A 24,753-nucleotide genomic window follows, 5' to 3' on the forward strand; every position below is an offset into this window, starting at 1 on the left:
TGATGACAGTTGCACAAACGTTCGCCCTGCACAAGAGCTGCGGGAACGCAAAACCGAGGAAGTTATGCGATGGCGACCCGCCAGATGACATCCCGGTATCCGGCCTGTGTCGGTGTCCTTCGTCGTCCGGTTCGGACCGGTGGCCGGTGTCGCGGCGCGGCCCCCGCCCGGCGACGTGACAGGCTGGGTCCGTGTACCGGGAACGGCCTGCCGAGGGGATCGCCGGCGCGGTGCTCTGGGCGAGCGAGAGCCGGCCGGACGCCCCGCCGACGCGGGTGCTGCCCGACGGTTGCCTGGATCTGCTCTGGTCGAGCCGGTCGGGGCTGCTGGTCGCCGGCCCGGACCGCACGGCGCAGCTCAGCGAGTCCGGTCCGGGGGAGCGCTGGCGCGGTGTCCGGCTACCGCCCGGGCTGGGCCCGGCCGTCTTCGGCGTCCCCGCCGACGAGTTACGCGACCGCCGGGTGCCTCTCGACGCCCTCTGGGGGCGGACCGCCCTCCGGCTCGCCGACCGACTCGGCGCGTCGCCCACCGCCACCGACCTGGCCACGGTGGCGGCTGACCGGCTCGCCCGGGTCGGCGGCGCGGACCCGCTGGGCCCCCGGGTGGCCGCCCTGCTCGCCGCCGGTGCCACGGTCACCGCGACCGCCGCCGAGGTCGGCCTCGGCCCGCGCGCCCTGCACCGACGCAGCCAGGCCCTCTTCGGGTACGGCCCGAAGACCCTCGCCCGCATCCTGCGGCTGCGCCGCGCCCTCGCCCTGGCCGGTCGCGGGGTCGGCCTGGCCGAGGTGGCTGCCCGTGCCGGCTACGCCGACCAGGCCCACTTCACCCGCGACGCCCGGGACCTGGCCGGAGTCCCGCCGACCACCCTGCTCGCCCGGTGACCCCCGTGCCTCCTACGGCGCTGCCTGGCAGCGCCGGTGCCTGGCTTCCGGCATCTGGCGGTGCCGGGCATCTGGCGGTGCCCGCCCGGTGCCCGTCGCGGCTGTGGGTGGCTACATCGACGTCGGCGGGACCGGGTGGTGGCCTGGAAGTGCGCTGGGGAAGAAGCCACCATCGGACGCATCGGACGCACATCGGGGCGCGGTGGGCATCGCTGGTCTGATCGAGACGATCCTGGTGCTCCAGCCCGCGCGCCGAGCGCCGGACCACCTCCCGGGACAGCGGGCAGCCGGGGCTGACCATGTGTTGTCCGGGTCCTTTCGAGCTGATGACCCAAACGACTCACCAGTTCGTTCTCCGTCCTGGTGGTCTGGAGCTCTTGCCGGTGGCCAGTTCGTTCTCCGTCCTGGTGGTCTGGAGCTCTTGCCGGTGGCCAGTTCGTTCTCCGTCCTGGTGGTCTGGAGCTCTTGCCGGTGGCCAGTTCGTTCTCCGTCCTGGTGGTCTGGAGCTCTTGCCGGTGGCCAGTTCGTTCTCCGTCCTGGTGGTCTGGAGCTCTTGCCGGTGGCCAGTTCGTTCTCCGTCCTGGTGGTCTGGAGCTCTTGCCGGTGGCCAGTTCGTTCTCCGTCCTGGTGGTCTGGAGCTCTTGCCGGTGGCCAGTTCGTTCTCCGTCCTGGTGGTCCGGAGCCCTTGCCGGTGGCCAGTTCGCTTTCCGTCCTGGTGGTCCGGAGCCCTTACCCGTGGCCGGTCCGTAGTCCGTCGCGGTGGTCCGGAGCCCTTGCCGGTTTCACCAGGACCTTCCCCGTGTCGGTCGGTTGGCTCGGCGCGGGACGGGCGGGCTGACGATGTCACCGACCGGTGAGGTCGGCTCGGGGTGAGTGGGCAGGTGGCGCGCCAGCTGTCCTCCCCGTCCGTCACGAACCGCCCGGCGGCGAAGCCGGTGGGCCTGTCGGTCGAGTGAATCGTTGACGTCATCAGCTCGAAAGGACCCGAACAGCACCCATCTGGCCCTGCTCCCGGCGGGTTCCCGCACCCGGGTGGTAGCCAGGCCAGGGCAGTGAGGAGCGGGCAGTGGAGGGGCGGGCGGTGAGGAACGGGCGGTGAGGAACGGGCGGTGAGGAGTGGGGCGGTGAGGAGTGGGGCGGTGAGGGGGAAGTGAGGAGTGGGGCAGCGGCGAGCGGGTGAGCCGGGAGCTAGCCGGGTTGGTGCGGCTCAGGTGCCCCGCAGGCACTTCCGCCGGCAGCAGGTGGGACCCCGGCCGACCCGTGGCCGGGTCAGCTCGGGTCGAGCGGGGCGAAGAGGTCGACGCCGTTGCCGTCCGGGTCGTGCAGGATGGCGTACCGCTGGCCCCAGAAGGCGTCCCAGGGGGCGATCTCGCCGTGGAAGCCCGCGTCGGTCAGCGCGGCCCAGTACCGGTCCACCTCGGCGGGGTCGGCGCAGCGGAAGGCGAGGCTGGCGCGCGGGCTGCCGCTGGGTGGCGTCCAGTCGGGGTGGAAGCCGCGCAGCATCGTCACGGTGTCCCAGGCCAGCCGCAGCCCACCCGGCAGGGCGACCTCGACGTGGTCCTCGTGGTCGGCGTCGGCGGGGATGTCCAGCCCGAGCCGGCGGTAGAAGTCCAGGGTGCGGGCCATGTCACTGACCGCGCTGCCGATGAGGTCGAACTGAGGCGTCATGCGGTCAGCGTAGGGCGGCACCGACGCCGGGGTCTTGAACGGAACGGACCGGGCGGAGGGAACCATGTGCCCCTCGCGGGAGGACCGGACGACGTACGGTGTCCAGGGAGCAATCCGTCTTTCAGGTGCAAATGCCTCATCGTGGCGTACCTGTCGGCGGTCCATGACGGCGAGGGAAGGGAGCGGCCGATGATGCACCTGGCCTACCTGGACGCGGGGTCCGGCAGTCTGATCGTGCAGGCGGTGGTCGGTGGAACGGCGGGCGCAGCGGTCGCCGCCAAGCTCTATTGGCGGCGGGTGGCCGCCCGGTTCCGCCGCCAGCCCTCGGCACCCGGCGAGGTCTCCCCGTCCGGCCGACCCGTCGCGCAGGCCGAGGCCACCGCGACCGGGCGGCAGTCTGCCGCGACCGGGCGGCAGGCCACCGCGACCGGGCGGCAGTCTGCCGTACCGGCCGAGGCGACCCGGACCGAGCGGCAGCCGCGCCAGCCCGCCGGCAGCTGACGGGTGGGCGTACCGATGACCGCCGCCGACCTCCGCATCCGGCCGGAACCCGGTTCCTTCCGCGATCCCGCCAACCGGGTCTTCCACCTGGGCGAACAGGTGCTGCGCGGGCTCGGCCCACAGGGCACCGCCGACTGGCAGGCCCTCGCGGCCAGCGGGTTCTTCGCCGCGCTGCTCGCCGAGGGCAAGGTCTGCGCCACCTCGGCGGTGGACCCGGCGACGCTGCCGGACACCGGGTGGACCACGGTGCTGCGGCACGAGCGCATCCCGTTCGTCTCGCACCCGTACGAGTGGTCGTTCGGCATGCTCCGGGACGCCGCCCTGCTGCACCTGGAGATCCTGGGCCGGGCCCTGGAGGCCGGGTTCACCGTCAAGGACGGCTCGGCCTACAACCTCCAGTGGCGGGGGGCGATGCCGGTCTTCATCGACATCGGCTCGTTCACGCCGTTGACCGAGGGCGAGCCGTGGGCCGGCTACCGGCAGTTCTGCCAGACCCTGCTCTATCCGTTGCTGCTCCAGGCCCACCTGGGGGTGGACTTCCAGCCCTGGCTGCGGGCCCGGGTCGACGGCATCACCCCGGATCAGCTACGACCGCTGTTCCGGGGCGTCCGCCGGCTGCTGCCCGGTGTGCCGACGCACGTGCACCTGCACGGCGCGATGCAGGCCCGGCACGCCGAGGCCAGCAGCAGCGCGGTCGCCGCCCAGCTGCGCGACGCGGGCTACTCCCGCCAGCTGGCCCTGGCCACCGTACGACGGCTGGCGCGGTTGGTCCGGCGGCTGGACCGGCGGGTGGGCGGCAGTCACTGGGTCGACTATCCGCGCACCTGCGGCTACACCACGGCGGACCGGGCCGCCAAGGAGAGCTTCGTCGAGGCGGCGGTGGCCGCGGGCGGCAGCACACGGCTCGCGCTGGACCTGGGCGCCAACGACGGCCGGTACGCCCGGATCGCCGCCCGGCACGCCGCCCAGGTGGTCGCCGTCGAGCAGGACCCGGCGGTGGTCGACGCCCTCTACCGGGCGCTGCGCGCCGAGGGCGACCGGCGGATCCTGCCGCTGGTGATGGACCTGGCCGACCCGTCGCCCGGCGGCGGCTGGCGGGGCGTGGAGCGGGCCGGGTTCGTCGCCCGGGCCCACGCCGACGTGGTCCTCGCCCTCGCCGTGGTGCACCACCTGGCGATCGGCCACAACGTGCCGCTGCCCGAGGTGGTCGACCAGTTGGTCGGGTACGCCCGCCCCGGTGGCCGGCTGGTGGTGGAGTTCGTCGACCCGCAGGACCCGATGGCGCGGCGGCTGCTGGCGAACAAGCCGGCCGGGATCTTCCCCGACTACCGGCGCGACGAGTTCACCCGGCTACTGAGCGCCCACTGCCGGATCGAACGCCAGCAGGACCTGCCCTCCGGCACCCGGACGCTCTACCAGGCGGTGGTGGGTGGCTGAGCCGGCCCTCACCAGTGCGCCGGTCCGGCGTCCGGCCTCCGTCGCGCCCACCGCGCCGGACGGGGCGCCCACCGCGGCCGGCTGGCGGGTCGAGCTGCGCCGGGCGGCAGAGGTGGTCGCCCTGGTCGGCCTGGCGGTCACCCAACCGTTGCTCGACGTGCTCGGGCGCAGCCCCGACTTCTTCCTGTTCCACCGGGCCACCAGCGGGGACGTCCTCACCCTGGTGGCGATGGTCGCGGTGCTGCCCGGTGCCGCCGTGGTGCTGCTCGGGGCGGCGACCCGGCTGGCCGGCGTCCGGGTCCGGGCCGTTGCCCACACCGTCGTCGTCGGGCTGCTGCTGGCCGGGCTGGCCGTGCAGGTGGGGAGGCAGGCGACGCCGCTGCGGGGCGTACCGCTGGTGGTGGTGGCGGTGCTGGTCGGGGCGGGTGGGGCGGTGGCGCACCGGCGCTGGTCGCTGCCCGGCCGGGTGTTGCGGGTGGCCGCCCTCGGACCGCTCGTCTTCGTCGGGTTGTTCCTGTTCGCCTCGCCGGCCTCGGCGGTGGTGCTGCCCCGTGCGCACGAGGGGGCCGCCGGGGTGGCCGGTCCGGGCTCGCACCCGCCGGTCGTCATGATCGTCCTGGACGAGTTGCCGCTGGTCTCGCTGCTCGGCCCGGACGGGCGGATCGACGCGACCCGCTACCCGAACTTCGCCGCGCTGGCCGGCGGCTCGACCTGGTACCGCAACGCCACCGGCGTCAGTGGCTGGACGCCGTACGCGCTGCCGGCCGTGCTGACCGGCCGCTACCCGTCGACGCCGGCAGCCCCGCACTACTCGCAGTACCCGGACAACCTCTTCACCGCCCTCGGCGGCCTGTACGACATCCGGGCGCAGGAGAGCATCACCCGGCTCTGCCCGCCCAGCCGCTGTGAGCAGCCGGTCGCCCCCGAGCAGGGGCTCGGCGTGCTGGTGCGGGAGAGCGGCGCGCTACTGGGCCGGATCGCCGCCCCGGTGGACAGCCGGGTCGATCCGCAGGAGTCGTTCCGGGAGCAGACCGCCGCCGAGGTGGGCCTGGACGCCGCCGAACCGGTCCCGGCCGACCCGAAGTTCCGCTGGGACAGCCTCAACGACAACCAGCCGGCCCGGTTCACCAACTTCCTGGCCGGCCTGCGGCAGTCCGACCGGCCGACCCTGCACTTCCTGCACCTGCTGATGCCGCACCCGCCGTGGGCGTACCTGCCGTCCGGGGCGCGCTACGAGGCGCCGGACGACCTGCCCAACGACGGCGCGGGGTGGGTGGACCTGGCGCGGGCCCGGCACCTGGCCCAGCTGCGCTACACCGACCGGTTGCTCGGCGAGACCCTGCGGACACTGCATGCCACCGGCCTGTACGACAGGTCGCTGGTCGTGCTCACCGCCGACCACGGGGTGAGTTTCACCCGGGACTGGCAGGGCCGGGGGATGGGCGCGATCACGCATGCGCCCGGCGAGGTGGCCTGGGTGCCGATGTTCGTCAAGGAGCCCGGTCAGCGGGCCGGCCGGGTCGACGACCGCAACTGGGAGCACGTCGACCTGCTGCCCACCATCGCCGACGAGGTGCACGTCCGGGTCCCGTGGCGGCTCGACGGCCGGTCGGCGAAGCAGCCGCCCCGCGACCGTGCCGAGAAGTACTTCTACGACCGGCCCGGTGAGCGGGTGGTCCTCTCCGGCGGGGTGCCGGCCCGGCCCGCCCCGCCCACTGCGCATCCGCTGGTCGGCACGACGGTGGGCGCGAAGCCGTCCGGCGGCACCGCCACGGTGGCGCACCTGGGCGCGTTCGACCACGTCGATCCGGCGGCGGGGGAGCTGCCGGCCCTGGTGTGGGGCACCGTGCCCCGGCAGGTGCCCGACGGCACGCTGCTCGCGGTCGCCGTCAACGGCCGGATCGGTGCGGTGGTCCCGGTGGTGCCGAAGGATCAGGGCGGCCGCCGGTTCGCCGCGTTCCTCCCCGACGACCACCTGTTCCGGGCCGGAGCGAACCGGTTGGACCTCTACCGGGTGGGCCCCGGTGGCGCACTGCGCCAATTGACCCTCTCCTAGGCTCTCGCCGGCTTTCACCGCTTTTCCGCATGCCGTCCCCGGCGTCCGGCTCCGGCCGTACCCCCGGTCCGGATCGGGTTTCCGCGCCGCAGGGTCGGGAATCGGGTGACGCATACCTCACCGCAGAACCACGGCGGGCGGTATCCCCGCGACCGCGATTACGGTAAAAGCGAAGGCAATTCAACGAAGATTCGCCGGCGAAGCGAGGAACCACATGACGGAAGTCAAGCTCGACCACCCCGGTGGGCAGCTTTCGATGCCGGTGCAGGGCGCGGTCGAGGGCCCTGCGGGCATCGGGGTCAGTAAGTTGCTCAAGGAAACCGGGATGACAACATACGACCCCGGTTTCGTGAACACCGCGTCCTGTTCTTCCGCGATCACCTACATCGACGGTGACGCGGGCATCCTGCGGTACCGCGGCTACCCGATCGATCAGCTGGCGGAGAAGTCCTCCTTCCTGGAGGTCTCCTACCTGCTCATCTACGGAGAGCTGCCGACCCAGCAGCAACTGTCCGAGTTCAGCGAGCGGATCCGGCGGCACTCCCTGCTGCACGAGGAGATGCGCCGGTTCTTCGACGGCTTCCCCCGGGACGCCCACCCGATGGCCGTGCTGTCCTCGGCGGTCAGCGCCATCTCCACGTTCTACCAGGACAGCCTGGACCCGTTCGACTCCGAGCACGTGGAGATGTCCACGGTCCGGCTGATGGCGAAGGTCCCCACCATCGCCTCGTACGCCTACAAGAAGTCCATCGGTCAGCCGCTGCTGTACCCGGACAACTCGCTGGGCTACGTGGACAACTTCCTGCGGATGACCTTCGGCGTACCCGCCGAGCCGTACGAGGTCGACCCGGTGGTGGCCCGGGTGCTGGACATGCTGTTCGTCCTGCACGCCGACCACGAGCAGAACTGCTCGACCTCCACCGTCCGGCTGGTCGGCTCCAGCAACGCCAACCTGTTCGCCTCGGTCTCGGCCGGGGTGAACGCCCTGTTCGGTCCGCTGCACGGCGGGGCGAACCAGGCCGTGCTGGAGATGCTGGAGAAGATCGAGGCCGACGGCGGTGACGTCGCGTCCTTCGTCCGCAAGGTGAAGGACAAGCAGGACGGTGTGAAGCTGATGGGCTTCGGGCACCGGGTCTACAAGAACTACGACCCCCGGGCCGCCATCGTCAAGAAGGCCGCCCAGGACGTGCTCGGCCGGATGGCCAAGCCGGACCCGCTGCTGGACATCGCGATGCAATTGGAGGAGATCGCGCTCGCCGACGACTTCTTCGTGTCCCGCCGGCTCTACCCGAACGTGGACTTCTACACCGGGTTGATCTACAAGGCGATGGGCTTCCCGACCAAGATGTTCACGGTGCTGTTCGCGCTGGGCCGGCTGCCCGGCTGGATCGCCCAGTGGCGCGAGATGATCAGCGACCCGGAGACGAAGATCGGCCGGCCCCGGCAGATCTACACCGGAGCGCCCGAGCGGGAGTTCACCGCGATCTCGCAGCGCTGACCCCGGTCACGACGAAGGCCGCCGACCCCGCTGGGGGTCGGCGGCCTTCTCGCGTACGGGGGGCGGGCGTCGGGGCCCGGCGGTCAGCGCAGGCCGGCGGCGACGAGCAGGTTGCCGGCCGGGATCGGGGCGGTGACCCGGCCGGTCGCCATCCGCTGCTCGGCCCGCTGCGCGGTGAACGCGGCGTCCCCGACGATCGCCGAGGCGTACGCCGCCGCGGTGCGCTGGGCGATCGCCGACCAGCCGTACTGCTCGTGCACCATGGCGCGGGCCCGACGGGCGAGCACCCGGGCGCGTTCCCGGTCCGACAGCAGCGCGTGCACGGCCTCGGTGAGGTCGGCCGGGTCCTCCGGGGCGAAGGTCATCCCGGTCACCCCCGGCTCGACGATCTCGGCCAGCCCGCCGGTCTCGGCGACCGCGAGCGGCGCGCCGGCCGCCGCCCCCTCCAGGGCGACCATCCCGAACGGCTCGTAGATGCTGGGCACCGCGAAGCAGTCCGAGGCGGCCATCACGGCCGGCAGGTCGGTGCCGCCGAGGAAGCCGGGCATGGCGACCGTGCCGCCCAACCCGAGCCGGTGCACCTCGGCCTCCAGCTCCGCCTTGTACGGCCCGTCGCCGACGATCACCGCGCGCAGGCCGGGGTGCCGCTCCCGCAGCCGGGGCAGGCCGGCGAGCAGGTGCTGGACGCCCTTCTCATAGACGAGCCGGCCGGCGAAGGTGACCAGCGGCCCGTCCCCGGCGAACCGGGCGCGGGCCGCGGTGACCGCCGAGGTCGGCACCTTCCAGCGGTGCGGCTCGACCCCGTTGGGGACCACGTCGACCCGGGCGGTCGGCACGTCGAACAGCGCGCCCACCTCGTCGCGCATGTACCGGGAGCAGACGATGACCCGGCCGGACTCGGCGGCCAGCCACTGCTCGACGCCGTGGATGGTGCGGTTCATCTCGCCCGGCAGCCAGCCCTGGTGCCGGCCGGCCTCGGTGGCGTGGATGGTGCTGACCAGCGGCACGTCCAGGTGGGCGCGCAACGTCATGGCGGTGTGCGCGACCAGCCAGTCGTGGGCGTGGATCACGTCGTACGCGCCGGACTCGGCGGCCCGCAGGGCGGCCCGGGTCAGCGCGTGGTTGAACGCCATCGTCCAGGCCAGCAGGGAGTCCGTGGCCAGCGGGAAGGTGACCGGGTCCTCGGCGGCCCGGACGATCCGCACGCCGTCGGCGTACTCCTCCAGCGGCGCGCCCTCGGTGTGCCGGGTGACGACGGTGACCTCGTGCCCGGCGGCGGCCAGCGTCACCGACAGGGCGTGCACGTGCCGGCCGAGCCCGCCCACCAGCACCGGCGGGTACTCCCAGGAGAGCATCAGGATGCGTCGGGTGCGCGGGGGCACGCCGGAGCCGCCGCCCTGCTGGGGGATCTGGGGCCGGAAGGTGGGGGTGGGCCGGCAGGTCCGGTCCACAGCGGTCGCGAGCTGGTCGCCGACCCGCAGGGTGGTCACATCAATCTCCGTCCATGCGCACGCGATCACGCCGGCAGCGGTGACGGCGGGAGGGGGGCGGTGGTGGGGGTGGCCGAGGGCCGAGGGGCGACGTGCCCGCGCGGGCACGTCGCGTCTAGCAAAGGGCATCGGGCGGTTCGGCGCATCTCGAAAGGGCCTATCGTGACGGACGACACCTGAAGGTGCGTGACCCCTCGGACGGGTGGAAGTCGGGTGCCGTCCGAACGGGTGGATTGACCGGCCCGGCCGCAGGGCATTAGCGGCGTGCGCCCGGCGGTCCCCGACTCGGCCGGTGTGCTCATGATCATGGGCCTAAGGAGCGACATGCAGGTCTGGCCGGGTGAGCGTTACCCCCTGGGCGCCACCTATGACGGGATGGGCACCAACTTCGCGATCTTCTCGGAAGTCGCCGAGAAGATCGAGTTGTGCCTGTTCGACGAGTGGGACACCGGCGCCGAGCGGCGGGTCGAGCTGCGCGAGGTCGACGCGTACGTCTGGCACGCGTACATTCCCGGGATCGAGCCGGGCCAGCGCTACGGCTACCGGGTCCATGGCCCGTACGACCCGGCCAACGGGGTCCGGTGCAACCCGCACAAGCTGCTGCTCGACCCGTACGCCAAGGCGGTCGACGGCGAGGTGAGCTGGGACCCGGCGGTCTACGACTACGAGCTGGGCGGTGACCCGGACCGGATGTCGGAGACCGACTCGGCCCCGTTCATGCCCAAGTCGGTGGTGGTGAACCCCTACTTCGACTGGGGCAACGACCGGCCGCCGCGCACCCCGTACCACCACTCGGTGATCTACGAGGCGCACGTACGCGGGCTGACCATGCGCCACCCCGACATTCCGGAGGAGCTGCGCGGCACGTACGCGGCGATCGCTTCCCCGGTGATGATCGACTACTTCCGGCGGCTCGGGGTGACCGCGATCGAGCTGATGCCGGTGCACGAGTTCGTGCACGATCACCGGCTGGCCGACCTCGGCCTGCGCAACTACTGGGGTTACAACAGCATCGGCTTCTTCGCCCCGCACCACGGCTACTCCGCGCTGGGCCGCCTCGGCCAGCAGGTGCAGGAGTTCCGGGGCATGGTCAAGGCGCTGCACGCCGCCGGCATCGAGGTCATCCTCGACGTGGTCTACAACCACACCGCCGAGGGCAACCACCTGGGCCCGACGTTGAGCTTCAAGGGCGTCGACGCCCCCAGCTACTACCGGCTGTCCGAAGAGGACAAACGCTACTTCGTCGACTACACCGGCACCGGCAACAGCCTCAACGTGCGCAGCCCGCACTCACTCCAGCTGATCATGGATTCGCTGCGCTACTGGGTGACCGAGATGCACGTCGACGGGTTCCGGTTCGACCTCGCCGCCACCCTGGCCCGCGAGTTCTACGAGGTGGACCGGCTCTCCACCTTCTTCGAGGTGGTGCAGCAGGACCCGGTGGTCAGCCAGGTGAAGCTGATCGCCGAGCCGTGGGACGTCGGCCCCGGCGGCTACCAGGTCGGCAACTTCCCGCCCCTGTGGACGGAGTGGAACGGCAAGTACCGCGACACGGTCCGCGACTTCTGGCGTGGTGAGCCGGCCACCCTGGCCGAGTTCGCCTCCCGCATCTCCGGCTCGGCCGACCTCTACCAGGACGACGGCCGCCGCCCCTTCCACAGCATCAACTTCGTCACCTGCCACGACGGGTTCACCCTCAACGACCTGGTGTCGTACAACGACAAGCACAACGAGGCCAACGGCGAGGAGAACCGCGACGGCGAGGGCCACAACCGGTCCTGGAACTGCGGCGTCGAGGGGGAGACCGACGACCCGGGCATCACCGCCCTGCGGGCCCGGCAGCGACGCAACTTCCTGGCCACCCTGATGCTCTCCCAGGGCGTGCCGATGCTCGGCCACGGCGACGAACTGGGCCGCACCCAGCACGGCAACAACAACGCCTACTGCCAGGACAGCGAGCTGGCCTGGGTGGACTGGGGACAGGCCGACGACGAACTGCTGGCCTTCGTCCAGCGGCTCACCGACTTCCGCAACCGGCACCAGGTGTTCCGTCGCCGCCGGTTCTTCACCGGCCTGCCCGTCGGTGGCCGTACCGCCGAGGCCGGATTGCCGGACCTGGCCTGGTACACCCCCGACGGCCGGGAGATGACCGGCGAGGACTGGGGCAACGACTTCGGCCGTTCGGTGGCCCTGTTCGTCAACGGCGACGGCATCCCCGAACGCGGCCAGTACGGCCAGCGGCACCGGGACACCTCGTTCCTGCTCTGCTTCAACGCCCACGACGCGCCGCTGGACTTCACCCTGCCCGGTGCGGAGTTCGGCCAGCGGTGGGAGCTGGTGATCAGCACGGCGGAACCGGACCCGGAGAAGCCGACGGTGGTCGAGGCGGGCGGCGCGGTCTGCGTGCCGGACCGTTCCCTGGTGGTCCTGGAGAGGACGGTCTGACATGCCCGCACAGCCCCCACCCGACTCGACGGCGACCCTCGGGTCGACGTACCGCATCCAGGTCCGACCCGGGTTCGACCTGGACACCACCGCCGACCTGGCCGACTGGCTCGCCGACCTGGGCGTCACCCACCTCTACAGCGCGCCGCTGCTCACCGCGACCCCCGGCTCCGCGCACGGCTACGACGTGGTCGACCACCGCGCGGTCAACCCGGAGCTGGGCGGGGAGGCCGGCCGGCAGCGGCTGGTCCGGGCGTTGCGGGCGGCCGGACTGGGCCTGGTCGTCGACATCGTGCCCAACCACGCCGGGGTCGCCCAGCCGGCCGCCAACCCGGCCTGGTGGGACGTGCTGCGCCGGGGGCGGGCCTCGACGTACGCAAACTGGTTCGACGTCGACTGGGACCGGGGCCGGTTGCTGCTGCCGGTGCTCGCCGACAGCCCCGACGCGACCGACGATCTCAAGGTCGTCGACGGGGAGCTGCGCTACCACGAGCACCGGTTCCCGATCGCCGACGGCACCGCCGACGGCAGCCCCCGCGAGGTGCACGACCGGCAGCACTACGAGCTGGTCTCCTGGCGGCGCGGCGACGCCGAGCTGACGTACCGCCGGTTCTTCGCCGTGTCCGACCTGGCCGGGCTGCGGGTGGAGGACCCGGCGGTCTTCGACGCCACCCACGCCGAGGTGCTGCGCTGGGTGGCCGCCGGTGAGGTCGACGGCATCCGCGTCGACCACCCCGACGGCCTGCGTGACCCCGCCGGCTACCTGACCCGGTTGCGGGCCGCCGCCCCGCACGCCTGGCTGGTGGTGGAGAAGATCCTGGAGTACGGCGAGGAGCTGCCGGACTGGCCGGTGCAGGGCACCACCGGCTACGACGCGCTGGCCGCGGTCTGCGGCCTGTTCGTCGACGGTCGGGCGGAGGGTGACTTCACCGCCCTCGACGCCCGGCTCACCGGCCGGCACACCTCCTGGCAGGACCTCACCCACACCACCAAGCACGAGGCCGCCACCCGGCTGCTCGCCGCCGAGCTGAGCCGGCTCGCCGCGCTCGCCCCCGACCTCGACCGGGACGCCACCCGGGCGGCCCTGGCCGAGCTGGCCGCCTGCTTCCCGGTCTACCGGGGCTATCCGCCGCACGGAGCCCGGCACCTGGCCGCCGCCCGCGCCGAGGCCGGCCGCCGCCGGCCCGACCTCACCGCCACCCTGGACGCGGTGACCGCGTTGCTGCGTCGCCCCGAGCACGAGCTGGCCGCCCGGTTCCCGCAGCTCACCGGCGCGGTGATGGCCAAGGGGGTGGAGGACACCGCCTACTACCGGTGGAGCCGGTTCGTCGCCCTGAACGAGGTAGGCGGCTCGCCGGCCCACTTCGGGGTGGCCCCGGCGGAGTTCCACCGGTTCGCCGCCGTCCGACAGGTCCGCTGGCCGGCCAGCATGACCACGTTGTCCACCCACGACACCAAACGCGGCGAGGACGTCCGGGCCCGGCTCGCCGTGCTCGCCGAGCTGCCGGCCCGTTGGGCGGAGCAGGTGGGGGACTGGACGACCCGGGCGCCGCTGGCCGATCCGGCCTTCGCCCACCTGCTGTGGCAGACCGCCGTGGGCGCCTGGCCGATCGCCCGGGAGCGCCTGCACGCCTACGTCGAGAAGGCCGCCCGGGAGGCGTCGGCGTCGACGAGCTGGGCCGACCCCGACCCGGCCTTCGAGCACGACCTGCACGCCCTGGTCGACCGGATGTACGACGACCCGCAACTGCACGCCGAGATCAGCGCGTTCGCCGCCGAGCTGACCCCGGCCGGCTGGTCCAACGCGCTCGGCCAGAAGCTGGTGCAGCTCGCCATGCCCGGGGTGCCGGACACCTACCAGGGCACCGAGTTGTGGGAGAACTCCCTGGTCGACCCGGACAACCGCCGCCCGGTCGACTTCGCCGTACGCCGGGAGCTGCTGGCCCGGCTCGACGCCGGCTGGCGGCCGGCGGTGGCCGCCGACGGCGCGGCCAAGCTGCTGGTGGTCTCCCGCACGCTGCGGCTGCGCCGGGACCACCCGGAGCTGTTCGACGGCTACCGGCCGGTGGCCGGGTACGGGCCGGCCGCCCGGCACGCGGTCGCCTTCGACCGGGGTGGCGCGATCGCGGTGGCGACCCGGCTGCCGGTGGGGCTGGCCCGCGACGGCGGCTGGCGTGGCACCGTTCTGTCGATGCCCGGCAACAGTGTTACCGACGTGTTCACCGGACGGGTCTACAGTGGTTCTGAGCTGCTCCTTCATGATCTGCTGAGCACCTACCCCGTCGCTCTCCTCGCGCCCACCCCCCTGGCTCCCACCGACCCCGTGGAGGCTGCCGCATGACCGAGTTCACCGTCTGGGCACCCGACGTCGCCCGGGTCCGGCTGCACCTGCCCGGCGTCGCCGACCACGACATGCGGGCCGGGCCGGACGGCTGGTGGCGGGTCGAGGTGCCCGCCGCCGGCCCCGGCACCGACTACGCGTTCCTGCTCGACGACGATGACACCCCGCTGCCCGACCCGCGCTCGGCCTGGCAGCCGGCCGGAGTGCACGGACCGAGCCGCCGCTACGACCACGCCGCGTTCGCCTGGACCGACCAGGGCTGGCCCGGCCGCCAACTGCCCGGCAGCATCCTCTACGAGCTGCACGTCGGCACGTTCACCCCGGAGGGCACCTTCGACGCGGCGATCGACCGCCTCGACCACCTGGTCGACCTCGGTGTCGACCTGATCGAGCTGCTTCCGGTGCACGCCTTCAACGGCGAGCACAACTGGGGCTACGACGGGGTCTGCTGGTTCGCCCCGCACCAACCCTACGGCGGGCCGGACGGGCTGAAACGGCTGGTCGACGCCGCCCACGCCAAGGGGCTGGGGGTGATCCTCGACGTCGTCTACAACCATTTCGGGCCCTCCGGGGCCTACGCGCCGAGCTTCGCGCCCTACCTGACCGAGCAGGACAACCCCTGGGGCCGCACGGTCAACCTCGACGGCCCGCACTCCGACGGGGTGCGTCGCTACATCATCGACTCGGTGCTGATGTGGCTACGCGACTACCACGTCGACGGCCTGCGGCTGGACGCCGTGCACGCGATGCCCGACTCCCGGGCCGTGCACGTGCTGGAGCAGATGGCGGTCGAGGTGGAGGCGCTCGCCGCCCACCTGGGCCGGCCGCTGTCGCTGATCGCCGAGTCCGACCTCAACGACCCCCGGCTGATCACCGCCCGCGAGGCGGGCGGCTACGGCCTGCACGCCCAGTGGAACGACGACGCCCACCACGCCCTGCACACCCTGCTCACCGGGGAGCGGCAGGGCTACTACGGCGACTTCGGCTCGCTGGAGTGCCTGACCGACGTGCTGACCGGGGCGTTCTTCCACGCCGGCACCTGGTCCAGCTTCCGCAACCGCAGCCACGGCCGCCCGGTGGACCGGCACGCCACCCCCGGGCACCGGTTCGTGGCCTACCTGCAGAACCACGACCAGATCGGCAACCGGGCCACCGGTGACCGGATCTCCGCCGTGCTGTCGCCCGCGCTGCTGCGGGTCGGGGCGATGCTGCTGCTGACCGGGCCGTTCACCCCGATGCTGTTCATGGGGGAGGAGTGGGCGGCCAGCACGCCGTGGCAGTTCTTCACCAGCCATCCCGAGCCGGAGTTGGCGGCGGCGGTGGCCACCGGCCGGCGGCGCGAGTTCGCCGCGCACGGCTGGCCACCGGGCGACGTGCCGGACCCGCAGGACCCGCAGACCTTCCTGCGCTCCCGGCTCGACTGGGCCGAGCTGGACAAACCCGAACACCGCGAGATGTACGACTTCTACCGGCGGCTGATCGCGCTGCGCAAGGCCCGCCCCGACCTGTCCGACCCGCGCCTGCACCAGGTGGAGGTGCGCCACGGCGACCAGTTCCTGGTGGTGCGCCGGGGCGGCTGCCTGGTGGTGGCGAACCTCGCCGGTCGGCCGCAGCGGGTCACCCTGCCCGGGGTGGCGCGCCGGGTGCTGCTCACCACCGGGGAGGGCGTCACGGTGACGCGCGACCGGGTCGAGTTGCCGGCGGAGACGGCGGCGATCGTGGCCCTCTGAACGCCGCGCCGGTCCCGCGATGGTCCGCGCGGCTCTCGGCAGGTGTCCGCGCGGCTCTCGGCTTGGTCCGTTCTGTCCTCGGCACGGGCGCGCGGTTCTCGGGCTGACCTCTCGGTGGGTCGTTACGTTGGGTGACGATCGCGGCGGGACCAACATGCCGGCAGAAGGTGTATGCCGAGCTGTCATATTCATGCCTGTGTGTCATAAGCCCGAGCGGACGTATGACCCTCTCGTCAGCCATGGGCCGGACCGGTGCCACCAGCTCGCTCAGCTGGTGCACCTGCCGACCACGGCGCAGTCGAAACGATCCTGGGCAGATGCCTATGAAGCGGTTCCGCCATCGGCGAGGTAGATCGGGGTACGAAGAGCACGAGCGCGAATCGCGGCACTCACCCGTGGGGCAACGTTGTCGGGAAGGCGTTGTCCGGCTTCACCGGGTGCAAAGAAACCAACACCTTCGATTTCCTGCTCTGGAAGGGTGAGACCGTCGTGCTGGGTGATGGTCCCGCAGTCGAAGGTGAAGTGGACGAGGGCACGCGGCCGTTGCCCGGCCGGGGGTGCCCAGTCCACGACAAGTAGCTCTCCCACTGCCACCGTGACGCCGAGTTCTTCGCGGGCTTCGCGGGCGCATGCGTGGTGCGGATACTCGTCCTGTTCCACGTACCCGCCCGGGAAGGCCCAGTGATCGCGGTAGGTGGGCTTGACGAGGAGCACATTGCCGACCGGGTCCGTGATGAAGGCGGCCGTGGCGGCATGAAAGGCGGACAGGTTCGCGTACCAGGCGTTGGGCTCCGTCCATGTCACGCGTGTGACGTTAGCCGTAGGTGTCGATGCCGGCTTGCCCTAGGTCAGAGGCGGCCTGAGTGCGGCGGCGGTGTGGGTGCGAGCGTGCTGAGGAGGTCGTGGACGTCGGCCCTCGTTCGGTGGGGGGTTAGCACGGTGGCGAGTTCCTGGATGCGCTGCGTCACCCGTGCGGAGGAAACTTGCGGTGTGTGCCGGGCAGCCTCTCGGCCCCAAGTGCAGGCTGCGTCGAGGTCTCCTGCCTGGGCGTGGGTGAGCGCGATCAGGGCGCTGTGTAGTACACGTGTCCGGGCATTCTGGGTGGTGAGGGTGATCGCGTCGGATGCGTGCCGCAACGCCTGCCGGTGCAGGCGTAGGTCGCTGAGACACTTCAGGGTGGTACCCGCGAGATGGGCCGGGCTGAAGTAACTGACCCAGCGTGGGCTGTCCTCCTTGCGCATCCGATCGACAGCCCGTTCTGCCTTGGCAAGCGCTGCTCGACAGGCCCGCCTTTCCCCGGATCGGCCGTAGGCGCTGGCGGCCGTGGTGTAGAGGCGGGCGCGGACCGCAGCGGGGGCGCGGCCCGCCCCATCGACGGCTGCCTCGGCGAGGCGGGCCGCGTCCCGGGTATGCCCGAGGTAAACGGCCTGAGTGGCCAGGTTCGCCAAGAGATGGGCACCGTAGAGGCGGTCATCTGCGGCCTTGGCGAGTCGTAGAGCGATGGTGAGGTGATGCTGGGCGATGCCGTGTTCCCCCGCGTCGTAGGACATGAAAGCGAGTTGGCCGCAGAGCGTTGCGGTGGCGCGCATGAGATCACGTCCGACGGCGTCTGCGTAGGCGCCATGCAGCATGGGAACTACCTGGCGGGCGAGGAGATCGGCCATGAGTGCGCGGGTGTGCGGGGAGCCGCCGCCGTGGCGTCGGTCAAGGTCGGCGAAGTGTTCGGCGAGGAGATTCAGCGGTTGAATGTCAGCACCCGTGAGCGATGTTCGCCCATCGCGGGTCACTTGTGTGTCGGGAAGGTCGTATCGCCAGGCAAACGCGGCCTGTAGCGCCGCTCCGCTGTGGAAAGCCCCTCCGATCGGTGAGTTGACCCGATGGGCGAGCAGCGTCCAGAGCCGTCCGGCGGCATCGATGGCACCGCTGGCAGTCGGGGAGTAGGCGGCATCCGCGAGATTGGTGCCGAGGAACCCGAGTTCCGTCATCTCAACGGGGCGGCCGAGTTTCCGGGCGATGGTCTCCGCCATGGCGTTCTGCACATGTTCAGCTGGCCGACGTCCACGAAGCCACCAGTAGACGCTGGCCGCGTCGTAACGCCAGCTGCCCTGAGCCCGGCCCGCATGGTTGACCTGGCGGGCGAATGCCGCATGCGCATTGCCGTAGCCAGCGGCGAACAGCAGTGCATCAAGAGCCTTGTTCGTTACCGACCTCGCCATTCATCTACCCCCGGGAGTCGACTGGCTACCACCAGCAACGAGCGTAGAGGGAGAACCGGCGTGGGTAGGGGTCCACGCAAGCCCGCGCAACCCGGGGTAGGGCAGCGCAATCGCGCACACGGCTCGTCATCTGGTCGGTCGACCAGCAGTCGACTTCGCTGAAGCCCATCAGGAACGCCGGCGAAGGACGCCGGAGTTGTCGACGGAGGCGGATATGCGGAAGCAGGGGAACGAGTGGGTCGCGAGTCGGGGAGAGCAGGCCGAGGCCGCCGAGCACGAGGCCGCCAAGCGTCGCATTCTCGCGCAGGCCGAGGCGGAGCGGATACCCGTCGAGGACACGACGCGCGCGGTGCCGGATCGGCGGTGGCGGCGTGGGCGCTGACGACCTGCCGGTCGGGCGGCGGGTGGCGCGCTGGCGGGTGCGGCGGCGGATGACCCAACAGATGCTCGCGGACCGGCTCGGCAAGTCGAAGAGCTGGGTGGACAAGGTCGAACGCGGGGTCCGCGCGTTGGACCGGTACTCGGTGATCCAGGAGATCGCCGAGGTGTTGCGGATCGATCCTGCGGTACTGCTCGGGACCCGGCTGCCGTCGTCGGCGCAGGTCGGCGAGGGGGACGGGGTGGATGGGTTGCGGGCCGCCCTCGCCCGCTACCACGTCGCTGCCGGCGTGGTGTCATCGGCGGAACTGCAACGGCACGTCGAGCACGCCTGGTTGACCTACCAGCACGCGCACTACGCGCAGGTGGTGCGGGCGCTGCCGGGGTTGCTCGACGCCGCGCGGAGCCGGCACGCGACAGCGCCCGAGGCGGCGGACCTGTTGGTGCAGACGTACCGGGTCGCCTCGGCGGTGCTGGTGAAGCTCGGCGAGGCTGACCTCGGCTGGCTGGCCGCTGACCGGGCGATGACCGTGGCCGGCGATGATCCGGTACTGGCGGGGACGGCGGCCGTGGCGGTGGGGCAGGCGCTGCGCGCGCTGAGCCGTGGTCAGTTGGCGCTCGCGGTGACCGTGGCCGCCGCGCGTCGCGTCGCCCCGAGGCCGGTACGCGACGCGACGGTGGCGCGGCAGGCGCTCTGCGGGACGCTGCTGCTCCAGGCCGCCCTGGCTGCCGCCGAGCACGGCGACACCCACCGGGCCGACGAGCTGATCGACCTGACCGCCGGGATCGCCGCCCGGTCGGGGCGGTGACGATCCCCACCGGATCTGCTTCGGGCCGGTCGCCGTCGAGCTGGCCCGGGTGGTGGCGGCGATCGAGGTGGGCGACGGTGGGGAGGCTGTCTACCGGCACGAACAGGTGATCCGTCGGGCGGGGTGGCGGCTTCTTCCCGCCGAGCACCGGGCCGCCTACCTGGTCGACGCCGCACGGGCGTACCTCCAGGTCGGTGACCTGTTCGGGGCCGGTCGGGTGCTGGTCGACGCGGACGGCATCGCGCCGGCCGAGGTACGGTGCCGACCGGCGGCGCGCACGGTGATCGCCGAGATCGCCCGGGGCCGGCCCACCGTGGCCGGCGTCGCGCGACTGGCCACGCTGGTCGGCCTCACCCGGTGATGGGGCCGCCCTCCGGGTGCCCGGTTCCGGCCCGCGCCTTGCACAGCCGCCCCGGCGGTGGCCGCCGCCGAACCGCCATCGGCGCGCTGCAGGCCGGGCCGTCGCGTCGACCGGGGCGGCCCGCAGTGGTGGTCCGACCGGTCCGACCGGTCGGACCACCACCCTGACCAGGGCGGTTACAGGGTGACCTGCCGGCCGCCGAGGGTCACCACCAGCCGTCCGTCGGAGGCGAAGGACCAACCGATGGCCCCGGTGTACGACGCGCAGCGGGAGCCGTTGCTGCCGTTCCAGAACTGGTTGGAGCTGTCGGCGTTGCCGACGATCTTGTCGTTCGCGCCGCTGCCGCTGCGGCACGAGGTGTTGCTCCGGAACACCGAGCTGCCGCCGTCGAACGAGAAGTTGCGCTCGGTGTTGTCGATGCTCAGGTTGTTGGAGATCGACATCGAGCCGAGGTTGCGGTTGTAGGTGAACCCGTGCTTGCCGTTGCGGTAGGCGATGGTCCGCCGCACGACGTGGTTGACGCCGATGTCCTCGCCGCCGAGCTTGAAGCCGTTGCGGTCACCGTTGCCGTTCTGGGTGCCGTTGCTGAGCGTGCCGTTGTTGTAGGCCAGGGAATCCTCGATGGTCACCACGCCGATCGGGCCGGTGTCGGTCTTGGTGTAGAGGTCCCACCCGTCGTCGATGTTGTGGTGGGACACCGCGTACCGGAAGACGTTGCCGCTGCCGACGGTGAGCTTGGCGGCGAAGCCGTCGGCGTCCTCCCCGTCGGAGTCGGCGTTGTCGTGCGACTCGGCGCTCAGCACCAGGTTGTTGGCCGGCCACTGGTCGCGCGGGGTGCTGGAGGCGATCCGGGACAGTTGCAGCCCGCTGTCGCGGTTGAACCGGGTCACCGTCCGCTCGATGATGTTGTTGCTACCCCCCACGAAGATCCCGTTGTCACCGGCCCGCTCGACGACGATGCCCTGGAGGTGCCAGTACGACCCGTTCAGGGCGAGCCCCCGGTTGGCCGGGTCCTCGCTCATCGCCGCGAAGCTCAGCACCGGCTTCTCACCCGGGTAGGCGAACAGCTTCTTACGGGCGCTGGCGGTGCCGTTGTTGCCGGGTGCGATGGTCACCGTCTGCGCCAGGTTGTAGGTGCCGGCCCGGACGTAGATCGTCCCGCCGGCGGTGACCCGGGTGATGGCCGAGGCGAGAGTGGTCGGGTTCGCCTGGGTGCCGGCCGCACCGGCGCTGCCGTTCGGTGCCACGTACAGCGTGCTGCCGGACGGCGGGGGCGTCGTGGGCGGCGGGGTGGTCGGCGGGGGTGTGGTCGGTGGCGGCGTCGTGGGCGGGGGTGTGGTGGGCGGTGCGGTCGTCGGGGGCGGCGTGGTGGGGGTGCCGGTGGTGGGGGTGACGCCGCCGGTGCAGGCCACCCCGTTGACCGCGAAGTTCGTCGGGACCGGGTTGCTGCCGGTCCAGGTGCCGTTGAAGCCGAACGAGACCGTGCCGTTGGTGGCGACCGCCCCGTTGTAGCCGGCGTCCCCGGCGCTGACCGCGCTGCCGTTCTGGCTGAACGTGGCGTTCCACCCCTGGTCGACGCGTTGCCCGGCACCGAACGTCCAGGTGGTCGTCCAGGCGCTGAGCGGGTCGCCCAGGTTGGTGAGGTTGACGCTCGCGGTGAAACCACCGGACCACTGGGTGGACACCGTGTAGTCGATCCGGCAACCGGCCGCAGCCTGGGCGGCGTTCGCGGTGATCACGACTCCGGCCGCGGTGAGCGCCGTCGCGGCCACTGCGGACATCCACAGTGCCGTCCGACGCTGTCGGTAGATCATGGTCTTCTCCTGGGGGTTGGTGTACGAAGCCCGCCTGTGCAGGCCCCGGCACCGGTGCCCGCCGGTGTCGGGGTAGGCGGCTGCTACCCGGACACCCATCGTGGAGATGGGCCTTCCCGCGTCGGACCGGCCCGGATCACCGGCGCGAGGTGGTGGCCCGGGTGCGACCTGGGCCGTCCCGGGGAGGTGCTGGGCGGTGGACGCCCAAGGTAAGCGCTTTCCGCCTCAAGGTACTGAGCGTTCTCGATGCCGTCAATCTACCCGCCGGTCCCCGACCGCCCGGTGGATGTCGCGCCGTCCCCGCTGTCCGTCCGCCGGTCACCCCCGCCCGGAGGCCATTGGCGGCGTCGGCGGCCGGACGGGCATCGCACTGCTCCACCCTGGGGAGGAGGCGGCCTCCGACCGGGGGCCGTGACCGGGGCCTCCGGTCGGGCGCGGTCGGGCCGGCGGCCCGCGAGGGTCTCCGTATGACTGATGTGATGTCCCGGGCGGCCGGCCGGCACCGCCCCCTGCTGGTGCTCAGCATGGCGGCGGCGGTGCTCGCCGTCGTCACCGCCGTCGGCGTGGTCGTCGACGGGCGGGTGCTCACCGGCGTGCCGATCTGGCTCAAGCCGTTCAAGTTCTCGGTGTCCTTCGTGCTGTACGGAGCTACCCTCGCCTGGATGCTGGCGCAACTGCCGCGCCGCAGCCGGGTCGCGGAGTGGTCGGCCGGCGTGGTGGTGGCGGTGGCCCTGGTCGAGATGGTGGTGATCGTCGGGCAGGTGTTGCGCGGCACGACCAGCCACTACAACGAGACCACCGCGTTCAACGCCGCGCTCTGGCAGGTGATGGGAATGGCGATCATGGTGTTGTTCGTCGCGCACGTGGTCGTCGCGGTCGTGCTGCTGGTGCGGCGGGCCCGGGACCGGGCCACCACCTGGGCGGTGGGCCTGGGGCTCGGCCTGTCCGCGCTGGGGATGCTGGTGGCGTTCCCGATGGTGCGCCCGGATCGGGCCGGGGCGGAGGGGATCGCCGGGGCGCACAGCGTGGGCGTGCCCGACGGCGGGCCGGGGCTGCCGATCCTCGGGTGGAGCACCACCGGGGGTGACCTGCGGATCGGGCACTTCGTGGGGCTGCACGCCATGCAGGCGCTGCCGATCCTGGCGTTCCTGCTGCGCCGCTACCTGGACCACTGGCTGGACGAGCGGAGCCGGGTCGGGCTGCTGGTCGTCGCGGGGGCCGGGTACGGCGTACTCACCGTGTTGTTGACCTGGCAGGCGCTGCGGGGGCAGCCGCTGCTGCGCCCGGACCTGACCACGCTCACCGCGCTGGCCGCCCTGGCGGCGGCGACCACGGTCGCCGTGGTGGCGGTGGTGGCCCGGCGGCGTCGTCCGGAACTGGTGCTGGCCGCGTGACCGCCACCTGGTTCTCGCTGACCTTCGCGCTGGCCGCGCCGTTCTGGGCGCTGATGATCCTGCTGCCGGGCTGGTCGTGGACCACCCGGATCATCCGATCGCCGCTGATCGTGCTGCCGGTCCTGGTGGTCTACGCGGTGCTGGTGCTTCCGGCGCTCGGCGAGGTGCTCCCGGTGGTGATCTCGCCGACCCTGACCGGCGTACGTGACCTGTTCGGCACCGACGTCGGTGCGGCGGCGGCCTGGGCGCACCTGATCGGGTTCGACCTGTTCGTCGGCCGGTGGGCCTGGCTCGACAGCCGGGACCGTGGGGTGCCGGCGCTGGTCATGGCCCCGGTGCTGGTGGTGACGATCCTGCTCGGGCCACTCGGGCTGGCCGGCTACCTGGCGCTGCGGACCCGCTGGGCCGGCCCGACCGGGGCTGCTGCTCCCGCCCCCCGATCCGTAGGCTGACTCCTGTGGGCTGGGTGGGACGACTGTTCGACGCACGGGACACCCTCGTACGGATGATCCTGCTCGACCTCAGCGGCCTCGGCTACCTCCTGTTCACCGTGGAGGCGGGTCAGCCGCCGACGGGCGCGCAGTGGACGCTGGCCGTGACCGCGTTCACCGTCGCGCTGGTGTCGCACCGCCGGCCACTGATGAACCTGACGGCGCAGACCGTGCTGCTGGCGGTCGCGATCGTGGTCCTCGACGACACCACGATCAACCAGGTGGGGGCGAGCTGGGGGCTGCTCGAACTGACCATGCGGACCCGACGGCCGAGGACCGCCTGGTGGGCCGCCGGAGCGTTGGCCGTGATCGCGGGGTACGGCCGCTCCGGCCACGCGTCCCAGGGCGTCACCGCAATGGTGTTCGGGCTGCTGGCGGACGTCGGCCTGCCGCTGTTGGTCGGCACGGTGGTGCGGACCAACCGGGAACTCGCCCGGCAGGCCGAGGAGCGGGCTCGGGCCGAGCAGCTCCGACGCGAGTCGGACAGTCGGGCGGCGCGCGCCGACGAACGCAGCGCCATCGCCCGTGAGCTGCACGACGTGGTCGCGCACCACGTGGCGTCGATGGTGCTGCGCGTCGGTGTCGCCCGGCACGTCCTCACCGACCTGGACCCCAGGGTGGGCGCGGTCTTCGACGACGTGCACGCGACCGGGACGGCGGCGTTGGCGGACCTGCGGGGACTGGTCGCGGTGCTGCGTGACCCCGACGTGGCGCACGGGGACGCGGCACTGACCTCGATCGAGCCGTCGGCGCTGCCGACCGCGCTCGGCGCGGCGGTCGACCGGGCCCGGCAGGCCGGGGTGACGGTGGAGGCGGAGGTCGACCCGGCGGTGGGCGCGCTCGACGCGGTACGGGGCCTGGCGGTGCTCCGGTTGACCCAGGAGGCGCTGACGAACGTGGTGAAGCACGCCGGCACGTCCGCGCGGGCGCGGTTGTCGGTGTCGGTCGTCGACGACGCCGTCCACTGGGAGGTGTCCGACGACGGGCGGGGCTGGGCCCCGGCGGCGGTGCCGCCCGGCGGTGGACACGGCATCACCGGCATGCGGGAACGCGTCGAGGTGCTCGGCGGGCGGCTGGACGCCGGCCCGGCCGGCACCGGCTGGCGGGTCCGCACCGTGCTGCCCGCCCGGGTGTCGACCGGCGTCGGCTCGCCCCGGGCGGACCGCCGTCCGTTCCCGGCTCGTTCCCGGCCGGGCCATCGCCCGTTGCCGCTGCGTCGCCGGCCGGACCGCCGCCCGTTCCC

At 72.4% G+C, this 24,753-nt stretch carries 18 protein-coding genes and 1 pseudogene; 14 read left to right on the forward strand and 5 right to left on the reverse strand.

Annotated elements, in window-relative coordinates; all coding sequences use genetic code 11:
- Window positions 1-191 precede the first annotated feature (191 nt).
- Window positions 192-881: a helix-turn-helix domain-containing protein gene (locus ACQP1S_RS13790; protein ID WP_432906849.1), complete on the forward strand. Its 690-nt coding sequence runs from the start codon at window positions 192-194 to the stop codon at window positions 879-881.
- A 1,269-nt stretch (window positions 882-2,150) separates the two neighbouring features.
- On the opposite strand, the gene ACQP1S_RS13795 is transcribed toward ACQP1S_RS13790, so the two are convergent.
- The gene (locus ACQP1S_RS13795; RefSeq protein ID WP_432906850.1) at window positions 2,151-2,549 is read right to left on the reverse strand and encodes a VOC family protein; all 399 of its coding nucleotides are present in this window, start codon (window positions 2,547-2,549) and stop codon (window positions 2,151-2,153) included.
- A gap of 189 nt (window positions 2,550-2,738) precedes the next feature.
- Between ACQP1S_RS13795 and ACQP1S_RS13800 the strand changes: the two genes are divergently transcribed.
- The 4 genes from ACQP1S_RS13800 to ACQP1S_RS13815 all read left to right on the forward strand — a co-directional run bounded on the left by ACQP1S_RS13800 (window position 2,739) and on the right by ACQP1S_RS13815 (window position 8,041).
- Entirely contained in the window at window positions 2,739-3,050 is a 312-nt protein-coding gene (locus ACQP1S_RS13800; RefSeq protein ID WP_432908526.1) for a hypothetical protein, read from the forward strand.
- A gap of 15 nt (window positions 3,051-3,065) precedes the next feature.
- Complete coding sequence (locus tag ACQP1S_RS13805) at window positions 3,066-4,487, forward strand: class I SAM-dependent methyltransferase (RefSeq protein ID WP_432906852.1); 1,422 nt, start codon at window positions 3,066-3,068, stop codon at window positions 4,485-4,487.
- Window positions 4,480-6,543, forward strand: coding sequence for a sulfatase-like hydrolase/transferase (locus tag ACQP1S_RS13810; RefSeq protein WP_432906854.1), 2,064 nt, complete (start codon window positions 4,480-4,482; stop codon window positions 6,541-6,543). Before ACQP1S_RS13805 ends, ACQP1S_RS13810 begins: the two co-directional genes overlap by 8 nt.
- Window positions 6,544-6,757: 214 nt before the next feature.
- The gene (locus tag ACQP1S_RS13815; protein WP_091239291.1) at window positions 6,758-8,041 is read left to right on the forward strand and encodes a citrate synthase; all 1,284 of its coding nucleotides are present in this window, start codon (window positions 6,758-6,760) and stop codon (window positions 8,039-8,041) included.
- Between the two features lie 83 nt (window positions 8,042-8,124).
- Here the strand turns inward: ACQP1S_RS13815 and ACQP1S_RS13820 are convergent, their stop codons facing one another.
- Complete coding sequence (locus ACQP1S_RS13820; RefSeq protein ID WP_432906856.1) at window positions 8,125-9,531, reverse strand: glycosyltransferase family 4 protein; 1,407 nt, start codon at window positions 9,529-9,531, stop codon at window positions 8,125-8,127.
- A gap of 324 nt (window positions 9,532-9,855) precedes the next feature.
- On the opposite strand from ACQP1S_RS13820, the gene glgX reads away from it, so the two are divergent.
- From glgX to treZ, 3 genes are read left to right on the forward strand one after another with little or no spacing between them, the layout of a single operon-like run.
- Window positions 9,856-11,976 (forward strand): glycogen debranching protein GlgX, encoded by a 2,121-nt coding sequence (gene glgX / locus ACQP1S_RS13825; RefSeq protein ID WP_432906858.1) that lies wholly within the window; start codon window positions 9,856-9,858, stop codon window positions 11,974-11,976.
- Between the two features lies 1 nt (window position 11,977).
- Window positions 11,978-14,317 carry a malto-oligosyltrehalose synthase gene (treY, locus tag ACQP1S_RS13830; RefSeq protein ID WP_432906860.1) on the forward strand — a complete coding sequence of 780 codons (2,340 nt, stop codon included), beginning with the start codon at window positions 11,978-11,980 and terminating at the stop codon, window positions 14,315-14,317.
- The gene (gene treZ, locus ACQP1S_RS13835; protein ID WP_432906861.1) at window positions 14,314-16,047 is read left to right on the forward strand and encodes a malto-oligosyltrehalose trehalohydrolase; all 1,734 of its coding nucleotides are present in this window, start codon (window positions 14,314-14,316) and stop codon (window positions 16,045-16,047) included. Before treY ends, treZ begins: the two co-directional genes overlap by 4 nt.
- A 321-nt stretch (window positions 16,048-16,368) precedes the next feature.
- On the opposite strand, the gene ACQP1S_RS13840 is transcribed toward treZ, so the two are convergent.
- Entirely contained in the window at window positions 16,369-16,851 is a 483-nt protein-coding gene (locus ACQP1S_RS13840) for an NUDIX domain-containing protein (RefSeq protein WP_432906863.1), read from the reverse strand.
- A 44-nt stretch (window positions 16,852-16,895) separates the two neighbouring features.
- Window positions 16,896-18,263, reverse strand: coding sequence for a hypothetical protein (locus ACQP1S_RS13845; protein WP_432906865.1), 1,368 nt, complete (start codon window positions 18,261-18,263; stop codon window positions 16,896-16,898).
- 214 nt (window positions 18,264-18,477) lie between these two features.
- Between ACQP1S_RS13845 and ACQP1S_RS13850 the strand changes: the two genes are divergently transcribed.
- The 3 genes from ACQP1S_RS13850 to ACQP1S_RS13860 are packed head-to-tail and all read left to right on the forward strand — an operon-like array spanning window position 18,478 to window position 19,811.
- Window positions 18,478-18,645 carry a hypothetical protein gene (locus ACQP1S_RS13850; protein ID WP_432906867.1) on the forward strand — a complete coding sequence of 56 codons (168 nt, stop codon included), beginning with the start codon at window positions 18,478-18,480 and terminating at the stop codon, window positions 18,643-18,645.
- Window positions 18,635-19,450, forward strand: a complete 816-nt coding sequence (locus ACQP1S_RS13855) for a helix-turn-helix domain-containing protein (RefSeq protein ID WP_432906869.1) — start codon at window positions 18,635-18,637, stop codon at window positions 19,448-19,450. The genes ACQP1S_RS13850 and ACQP1S_RS13855 overlap by 11 nt, the downstream gene beginning before the upstream one ends.
- 49 nt (window positions 19,451-19,499) lie before the next feature.
- Complete coding sequence (locus tag ACQP1S_RS13860) at window positions 19,500-19,811, forward strand: hypothetical protein (RefSeq protein ID WP_432906871.1); 312 nt, start codon at window positions 19,500-19,502, stop codon at window positions 19,809-19,811.
- A gap of 176 nt (window positions 19,812-19,987) precedes the next feature.
- On the opposite strand, the gene ACQP1S_RS13865 is transcribed toward ACQP1S_RS13860, so the two are convergent.
- Window positions 19,988-21,625 carry a cellulose-binding domain-containing protein gene (locus ACQP1S_RS13865; protein ID WP_432906873.1) on the reverse strand — a complete coding sequence of 546 codons (1,638 nt, stop codon included), beginning with the start codon at window positions 21,623-21,625 and terminating at the stop codon, window positions 19,988-19,990.
- 467 nt (window positions 21,626-22,092) lie between these two features.
- Here ACQP1S_RS13865 and ACQP1S_RS13870 point away from each other — a divergent pair, with 467 nt between their 5' ends.
- From ACQP1S_RS13870 to ACQP1S_RS13880, 3 genes and pseudogenes are all read left to right on the forward strand, one after another.
- Window positions 22,093-23,019: a hypothetical protein gene (locus ACQP1S_RS13870; protein ID WP_432906874.1), complete on the forward strand. Its 927-nt coding sequence runs from the start codon at window positions 22,093-22,095 to the stop codon at window positions 23,017-23,019.
- Window positions 23,016-23,471 carry an ABA4-like family protein gene (locus tag ACQP1S_RS13875; RefSeq protein WP_432906876.1) on the forward strand — a complete coding sequence of 152 codons (456 nt, stop codon included), beginning with the start codon at window positions 23,016-23,018 and terminating at the stop codon, window positions 23,469-23,471. Before ACQP1S_RS13870 ends, ACQP1S_RS13875 begins: the two co-directional genes overlap by 4 nt.
- A 5-nt stretch (window positions 23,472-23,476) precedes the next feature.
- Window positions 23,477-24,703, forward strand: a pseudogene (locus tag ACQP1S_RS13880) (sensor histidine kinase); the annotation flags it as partial.
- Between the last annotated feature and the right edge of the window lie 50 nt (window positions 24,704-24,753).

Origin of the sequence: Micromonospora matsumotoense, from assembly GCF_050951065.1 — a bacterium.
GTDB lineage: Bacteria > Actinomycetota > Actinomycetes > Mycobacteriales > Micromonosporaceae > Micromonospora > Micromonospora matsumotoensis.

What these genes read in the sequence shown, in the direction of transcription:
- ACQP1S_RS13850 (WP_432906867.1), top strand. Translation starts at nt 18,478, where the DNA reads ATGCGGAAGCAGGGGAACGAGTGGGTCGCGAGTCGGGGAGAGCAGGCC.
- ACQP1S_RS13815 (WP_091239291.1), top strand. Translation starts at nt 6,758, where the DNA reads ATGACGGAAGTCAAGCTCGACCACCCCGGTGGGCAGCTTTCGATGCCG.
- ACQP1S_RS13805 (WP_432906852.1), top strand. Translation starts at nt 3,066, where the DNA reads ATGACCGCCGCCGACCTCCGCATCCGGCCGGAACCCGGTTCCTTCCGC.
- ACQP1S_RS13845 (WP_432906865.1), bottom strand. Translation starts at nt 18,263, where the DNA reads ATGGCGAGGTCGGTAACGAACAAGGCTCTTGATGCACTGCTGTTCGCC.
- treY (WP_432906860.1), top strand. Translation starts at nt 11,978, where the DNA reads ATGCCCGCACAGCCCCCACCCGACTCGACGGCGACCCTCGGGTCGACG.
- ACQP1S_RS13870 (WP_432906874.1), top strand. Translation starts at nt 22,093, where the DNA reads ATGACTGATGTGATGTCCCGGGCGGCCGGCCGGCACCGCCCCCTGCTG.
- ACQP1S_RS13865 (WP_432906873.1), bottom strand. Translation starts at nt 21,625, where the DNA reads ATGATCTACCGACAGCGTCGGACGGCACTGTGGATGTCCGCAGTGGCC.
- glgX (WP_432906858.1), top strand. Translation starts at nt 9,856, where the DNA reads ATGCAGGTCTGGCCGGGTGAGCGTTACCCCCTGGGCGCCACCTATGAC.
- treZ (WP_432906861.1), top strand. Translation starts at nt 14,314, where the DNA reads ATGACCGAGTTCACCGTCTGGGCACCCGACGTCGCCCGGGTCCGGCTG.
- ACQP1S_RS13800 (WP_432908526.1), top strand. Translation starts at nt 2,739, where the DNA reads ATGATGCACCTGGCCTACCTGGACGCGGGGTCCGGCAGTCTGATCGTG.
- ACQP1S_RS13795 (WP_432906850.1), bottom strand. Translation starts at nt 2,549, where the DNA reads ATGACGCCTCAGTTCGACCTCATCGGCAGCGCGGTCAGTGACATGGCC.